The sequence below is a fragment of the Nocardia uniformis NBRC 13702 genome (genome assembly GCF_001613345.1).
In the GTDB taxonomy this organism is placed as follows: Bacteria; Actinomycetota; Actinomycetes; order Mycobacteriales; family Mycobacteriaceae; genus Nocardia; species Nocardia uniformis.
This window is the reverse complement of record NZ_BDCE01000048.1, coordinates 12,035-18,872: the sequence shown is the minus strand read 5'-3', so window position 1 is coordinate 18,872 and position 6,838 is coordinate 12,035. Positions and strand designations below refer to the sequence as shown.

The following is a 6,838-nucleotide window of genomic DNA, read 5'->3' as shown; positions in this document are numbered from 1 at the left end:
CTCTGGGCCGTAGACAAAAATCCCTCTCGGAGAAAACTATCCGCGCGTGAGTCGAACCGCTGCGCTCCACGGCATCTGAGCCGCACCGATGGGCGGCATCCGGGAACCGGCCGGCAGGAAAGCGAGCGACCACAGGAGTACGGGCAACCGGCGGAATCGGGCGGCCGCTCGGAATAGTCCGACGACCTTGTCCGCGTTCCACCCCGCATCGGCGAAGAATCGCAGCGGATCGGCCGGCCCGAATTTCCAGGGTGAATTGCCGAGCAGCTTCTCATTCGCCCGGTTGATCCGATTGACCACGGCCTTGTTGTTCAAATCCATGATCCACCAGTTGATTTCGGGCCGCGCCAGTGCCGCGGCCAATCCCGAAACCTCGTCTTCGGACAGGTAGAACACCAGCCCCTCGGTCAGTACGAGCGCCTTCTTCGCACCGTCGAGGGCCTTGTCCAGGAATTGCTTGCGCGCTGCCGGGTCCGCGAGGTCCACCGCGACGCGGGAGAGGACGCAGCCCGGACTCTCGTCTTTCAGCAGATCGTTCTTTTCGGCGATCAAGTCCGGGAGGTCGGCCTCGATCCAGCGGAGGTCAGCGGGCAGATCGAGACGGTACGGGCGCGCGTCCAAACCCGCTGCCAAATTCACGACCAGATCGCAGCCCTCGGCCAGGGTTTGAATGATCAGATCATCGATGACTTTGGTTCTCGTGACCAAATTCCACCCGGCCATCGCCGTCCGTGTTTCATTCGCGACGATGGCCTTGCCCGTTTCGCCAGCGAGTCGCTCCGCGAGCGTGTCGTGAAAGAGTGCATCGGTACGGGCGGATTCGATCGCGCGATGCGCGGCCACCCAGTGGGCGGTGTCCGAAACATTTGAAATGGGTCCAGCGCTTTGAGCCATAGTTGAAGTCTCGCACAATCATTCACGGCGGGGTAGGGGTTAGCGAGAGGTCGACAGGCACCGCTAATTCGACAATGTACGCGCGCTATGAGCGCGAATCAGTTCGGCCACACCGCGAGAATTGGCATCGATGTAGAAGTGGCCGCCCGGAAACGACGTCTCCGTGAAAGGCCCCGTGGTGTGCATCTTCCACGCCCTGAGGTCGGTACGGCTCGTGGCGGGATCGCTGTCGCCGACCAGCGCCACGAGGGGACACTCGACAGATGCGTCCAGTGAGCACGCGTAGGTTTCTATCGCGCGGTAGTCACTTCTCGTCACCGACAGAATGATCGATCGGAATTCGGGATCCTCCAGCAGCGCCGCGGGGGTGCCGCCGAAGTCCACCAGATGCCTGATCAATTCCTGATCGCTGTACAGGTGCACAGAGCTGGAACCTGTCCGTGCCGGTGAGATTCGGCCCGATACGAACAAGGTGGACGTCGGCGTCGCCTGGTCCTGTTCGAGACGGCGGCAAGTCTCGAACGCCACCGCCGCACCCATACTGTGGCCGAACAGCGAGTAGCCCGCGGTCTGTGGAATTAGTTCGCGAAGTTCCGGCAGCACACCCTCGACAAGGTCGGCGACACTGCCGAGTAGCGGTTCGTGCCTGCGGTCCTGGCGCCCGGGGTATTGCACGCCGAGAACCAGGAATTGCGGCCCCAGCGTTCTGGCCAGCGGCCCGAAGGAAATGGCCGATCCCCCGGCGTGGGGAAAGCAGATGAGGGTATGAGCGTCACCCTCCGATGCGGCCGACAACCTCCGCAACCAGCTGGCGTTTTCCATGAGACCTCTCGGTGAATCGAATTTTGTGCCATCGCGGCTGCATTGCGGGTTGGCCCTTTTCGCGCTACAGCAGGACAGGGACCGACTGGTGGCCGTTGGAAACGAAGCTGCCCAGCGGTCGGAGTTCGGCGGGGTCCACCGCTAACCGCATATTCGGAAACCGCTCGAACAAGGCCGGTAGTGCGATCGCCGCCTCGAGCCGAGCCAATGGCGCACCAAGACAATGGTGAGCACCGTGCCCGAAGGCGATGTGTTCCTTGTTTGCCCGATGCACGTCGAATTCCCCAGCGGTGGGACCGTGAATCCCCGGGTCGCGGCTCGCAGCCCCATAGGAGGCGAGGATCGGGTCGCCTTCGGCGATCCGAACGCCGGCGATCTCGATATCCTCGACCGCGTAGCGCAGGAGCAGATGCGTAATCGGCGCCTGGTATCGCAGCGTTTCCTCGATCACCTCCGACCATGGCACCCGGCCGGTGAGTACGTCGGCCCGTTGCTCCGGGTTGGTCAGCAAGGCGACGATCGCCTGGTCGAGCAGGTTGACCGTGGTCTCGTGACCGGCATTGATCACCAGCATCAAGGTGTCGATCAATTCCTTGTGCGAGAGCCGGTTGGCGTCCTCGCCGCGAGCCGAGATCAGCGCACTCGTGATGTCGTCACCGGGGTGGCCGCGCCGGTAGAAGATCAATTGCCCCATGAGTCCGGCCATTCGGATGATATTGGCCTGCGCCTGCGCCGGCGTGAAGGAAGTATCGAAGAACCCGTCGACGCACGCATGAATCTGGGCATCCAAATGTTTTGGTACGCCGAGCAATTCACCGATAACCTGAATCGGCACCGGGTACGCGTAGGTGGGCCGCAAGTCGACGACTTCACCAGCGGGAGTGGCCTCCAGTCGGCTCAGCAGTCCCTCGACGATGGCTTCGATCCCCGGGCGCATCAGGGTGGTGCGACGATTGGTGAACGCCGGCGCCACGAGTTTGCGGAGGCGGCGGTGCTGGGGGCCGTAGGCGGTGAACATATTCTCCGCAGCGACCCACGGATGCAACGGCCACTGCTGATTGATCTCCCCGTTCCTGTAGGCCGTCCAGTGCTGGCGTGGATCTTTGGATACTCGGGGATCGGCGAGAAGTTCTTTCAGCAACGCCGCATCGGTGACCGCCCAAGCCGATACCCCACCAGGCAACTCCACCAGCGAGACCGGCCCGCGCAGGCGTATCCGCTCGTTCTCACCCTGAACATCGGTGCCCGTCGGATCCAGCACAATCGCTTCAGTATTCATGGACCAACTCCTGAGCCGCGGGCGAACCCCGTACTGCCACATCTTGTTCCAGCGGAGGTAACGCGGGGCCGCCCCGCCCCGCCTCGTCGACGCCACCTTAGCAACTCGCAGTCGTGCGACGCTTTCGCCGTCGACAGAGCAGTGCCGACCCCTGATCGACTCTCCCATCTCCTTGGCTTCGAGTACCGTCCGCGCCCGATCGGCGCTTGTTGCCGTCCGGGTCGATCACCGATCACGCCGCCGGTCGCGCTGGACGGGGTAGCCGTGGACTGGCGGTCGAACTCGACGGCGGGTGGTGACGAGCTCAACAACGGCGTCGCGCAAGGGAATTCGCTCCCAGGACAGTTCTTGATCAAGACTGGTGATGCCTGCGAGTTCTACACTACTGTCGGTCGCATGAACAGTAAGCCGGTATTGCGGGTGCGGAGAATCCATTTCAACTATCCGACCGGGTCCTCGCACCGGCATTACGCCGACAACGATCTGGTGATGAGCCACACCGTCGCCTACCTGTCAGGGATCTTCCCCGAGGGCGAGGACTTCTTCATCCGGTCGGTCCGCCATTACGCCGACCGCATCACCGAACCCGAATTGAAGGCCCAGGTTAAGGGTTTCATCGGGCAGGAAGTCACCCATAGCCGCGAACACCGCGAGCTGAACACGCGCCTGCAACAGATGGGATACCCCACCGACCGCACCGACCGCCGCTTCCGATGGGCAATGGAACTCTACGAACGTCGGTTCTCACCCCTGACCTGCCTCGCCTTCACCGCCGCATTCGAGCACTACACGGCCGTGATCGCGGAAACGATGCTGACCGACGACCGGGCCCGGAAAATGCTGGGCGAGACAGAGGTCCGCGAGATAATGCTGTGGCACGCGTTCGAGGAGTCCGAGCATCGATCGGTCGCCATCGACGTGTACCGGGCCGTCGGCGGTTCCGAGCGCCGACGCATCTGGGCGATGCGGTGGGCGACAATAGCTTTCCTCATAAGCTCGTTCCTCAATATTACCCAATCGATCCTGGGGGATCGCGCGGCCTACCACCCGGTGCGGCTCGCGCGCAGCTTCGCCGCACTTCGACATTCACCGTTCCTTTCCCGCGCGCTGATCAAGCGGATCAGCAGCTACAACCGGCGCGGCTTCCATCCCGACGACGTGGACAACACCGCGCTGCTCGCGCATTGGTCCACCGAATTGTTCGGCGAATCAGGCACTCTCTCCGACCGCCTGCGGTGACGGTCGGAGGTTCCACACTTCTCTGCCACCGATTCGGTGACGAAGTTCTAGACGCCGAACTCCTCGCCACCCGCCTGACCGAACTACACACCAGAACAGCACAACTCATCACTCACCGTGACCAACGCGCTCTTGCCAGTCGGTTCGGAGTAGTTCGTACTCGACCTCGCCGTGCTCGGTGCCCCGAGCGCCTCGCAGCCGCCCTGGAGAACTGACCCGGATCGACAACACCGGAAAGACACCGGATCCGCTTCGATGTTCATGCCATTCGAGGTCGAGTACCACGAGACGGTCATGACAGTGAAGCTGGGCAGTGGGGCGTCACTGTGGCGCCTCATTCCCGAATGCGCGACCCGCGGCAACGTTCTGATCGCTCGCCGGATCGAAGTGCAGCTCGGGGTCGACGACACTGTGCCCGCGCAGAAATCGGGCGTCGTCGCGGTAGTGGCTCGAGGTCAGCCACGGCTTCCGGTTGCCTTGCCTGGGCAGGTAGGGCGCCGCGCGCTGGACGTAGCCGGCCGCGCCGTCCAGGACCGGACGCATCGGCATTGCCGGATCGGCGACTTCGACACGGGCGACGCGGTAGCCGTGCGAGTCCATGTGGACGAGCAGCCGGCAGAAGTATTCACCCAGCAGCCCTATCTTCAGGGTCCAGGAAATGTTGGTGTAGCCGACCACATAGGCCATGTTCGGCACTCCGGACAACATCAGGCCCTTGTAGGCGACCGTGTCGGGCGGGTTGAGTGCCTGTCCGTCCACGGTCAGTTGTGCGCCCCCGAACGATTGCAAATTCAGGCCGGTGGCGGTGACGACGATGTCCGCGTCGAGTTCGCGTCCGGACGCCAGCCGGATCCCGTTCTCGGTGAAGGTCGCGATCTGCTCGGTGACGATCGACGCGTCGCCGCGGCGAATCGACTCGAACAGGTCTCCGTCGGGCGCCACGCACAGGCGCTGGTCCCAGGGGTGGTAGGGCGGGTTGAAGTGCTCGTCGACCGGATAGCCCTCGGGCAGTCGAGCGGCGTTGGCCGACCGGATGACCCGACGCGCCGCGGTCGGGTATTTCCGGCAGAAGGCCCACAGTGCCCAATCGCGGGTGATGCTCATGCGCCGAGTCAGGGCGTGGCCACGCTCCACGCCGAGCACCCGTTTCAGCGCATTGGCGATCGCGTCCTTCTTCGGCATCGGAAGTATGTAGGTGGGGGTGCGCTGCAGAATCGTCACATGCGCGGCCGTGGCGGCCAGCGCCGGTGCGAGGGTGACCGCGGTGGCGCCGCTGCCGATAATCACCACCCGTTTGCCATGGTAGTCAAGGTCCTCGGGCCAGTGCTGCGGGTGCACGACCGTTCCGGTGAAACGTTGCCGCCCAGGGAATTCCGGCGTGTAGCCTTCGTCGTAGCGATAGTAGCCGGCGGCGCTGACGAGCCAGGTCGCCGTTAGGTCGAATTGTTCGCCGGTGTCGCGGCGTTCGACCCGCAGGGTCCATAGTGCCTGCTCCGAGGACCAGGCCGCGCCGACCACCCGATGGTGGTAGCGGATGCTCTCCTCGAGCCGGTTTTCCCGGACCGTCTCGCGCAGATAGGACAGGATCTGGTCGCCGTCGGCGATCGATTCCTCTCCGCGCCACGGTTTGAACTCGTAGCCGAAGGTGTGCAGGTCCGAGTCCGATCGAATACCCGGGTACCGAAACAGATCCCAGGTTCCCCCCAGGTCGGCACGAGCCTCGAGGATCGTGAAACTCTTGTGCGGCAATAAGGTTCGAAGGTATCGCCCCATCCCAATGCCGGATATTCCGGCACCGACGATCACGACATCGACGTGCTCGAGTGATCCCGTGCCGGTCGATCGGCCGACGTTCCCAATGGTCAATGCGATTCCCTCCACGATTACGCGCCTCCGCTGCTCGGTGGAGGCAGCTCGAGGTTTCCACAACCGGTCTGGGTTGCGCCAGGTCGAATCGATGCGGAATCGAGCCGAATGGTGAAAGCTGCTGCTGAGCACGGGGATTGGCCGGAGCCACGACCAGAGATCGCTGAGAGTCACCGGCTCCACACGCGATCGTTCCGGCGCGGGCCGCCAGCCCGGAGGGTGTCCCGCGCTGGCGGCGCTGACCGGTACCTGTGTACAACAGGCGGTCTCAGCCTTCGACCCGCTGGCCGTCCTGCCGCGGCTTCAGCCGCGGTTCCGATGCCGCCGACGAGGACGATGAAGCCGACGCTGCGCCGGCAGCGGTGCCATCGGCACCGAAGTCACCAGGTGGGACGTGGACTACCCATCCCACCGGGTGGCCCGGCGAAGCGATGATCTCGTCGCATTGGGGTCGACCTTTCCAGGCGGCCGGCCATCCGCCAGACCGTGTGCGCCCGATCCGACGGCCGATGCGTGTCAGCACCGAAGCAGTCAGCTCGGTATCCGCGGCGGTGTCGCCAGACATGTACTCGGCCAACCTATGAACCTCCGTGAATCCGGCTGTATGCCAATCGGTCCGGGCCAGTGAGCTACGGCCCGCGACCGCGACGACCGGGACGGGCCGTGCGCGTCGCGCGACGGTGACGGGGAGTTTGCCGTGTGCGGACTGTGCGTCGAGGCTGCCTTCACCGGTGATCC

6 protein-coding genes are annotated in these 6,838 nt (G+C 63.9%); 1 reads left to right on the top strand and 5 read right to left on the bottom strand.

Annotated features, from left to right (window positions below):
- Positions 1 to 36: 36 nt before the first annotated feature.
- The 3 genes from NU1_RS16205 to NU1_RS16195 all read right to left on the bottom strand — a co-directional run bounded on the left by NU1_RS16205 (position 37) and on the right by NU1_RS16195 (position 2,995).
- Positions 37 to 894 carry a class I SAM-dependent methyltransferase gene (locus NU1_RS16205; RefSeq protein WP_067522278.1) on the bottom strand — a complete coding sequence of 286 codons (858 nt, stop codon included), beginning with the start codon at positions 892 to 894 and terminating at the stop codon, positions 37 to 39.
- A 63-nt stretch (positions 895 to 957) separates the two neighbouring features.
- On the bottom strand, positions 958 to 1,716 hold the full coding sequence (locus NU1_RS16200; RefSeq protein ID WP_067522276.1) for a thioesterase II family protein: 759 nt from the start codon (positions 1,714 to 1,716) through the stop codon (positions 958 to 960).
- Between the two features lie 64 nt (positions 1,717 to 1,780).
- Positions 1,781 to 2,995, bottom strand: coding sequence for a cytochrome P450 family protein (locus tag NU1_RS16195; RefSeq protein WP_067522274.1), 1,215 nt, complete (start codon positions 2,993 to 2,995; stop codon positions 1,781 to 1,783).
- A 396-nt stretch (positions 2,996 to 3,391) separates the two neighbouring features.
- Here NU1_RS16195 and NU1_RS16190 point away from each other — a divergent pair, with 396 nt between their 5' ends.
- Positions 3,392 to 4,234 (top strand): metal-dependent hydrolase, encoded by an 843-nt coding sequence (locus tag NU1_RS16190; RefSeq protein ID WP_067522325.1) that lies wholly within the window; start codon positions 3,392 to 3,394, stop codon positions 4,232 to 4,234.
- Positions 4,235 to 4,555: 321 nt separating this feature from the next.
- On the opposite strand, the gene NU1_RS16185 is transcribed toward NU1_RS16190, so the two are convergent.
- Together NU1_RS16185 and NU1_RS16180 are read right to left on the bottom strand one after the other, a co-directional pair.
- A complete protein-coding gene (locus NU1_RS16185) occupies positions 4,556 to 6,007 on the bottom strand; it encodes a flavin-containing monooxygenase (protein ID WP_084521485.1) in 1,452 nt (483 codons plus the stop codon).
- A gap of 361 nt (positions 6,008 to 6,368) precedes the next feature.
- Positions 6,369 to 6,836 (bottom strand): glycerate kinase, encoded by a 468-nt coding sequence (locus NU1_RS16180; protein ID WP_084521482.1) that lies wholly within the window; start codon positions 6,834 to 6,836, stop codon positions 6,369 to 6,371.
- Positions 6,837 to 6,838: the final 2 nt, after the last annotated feature.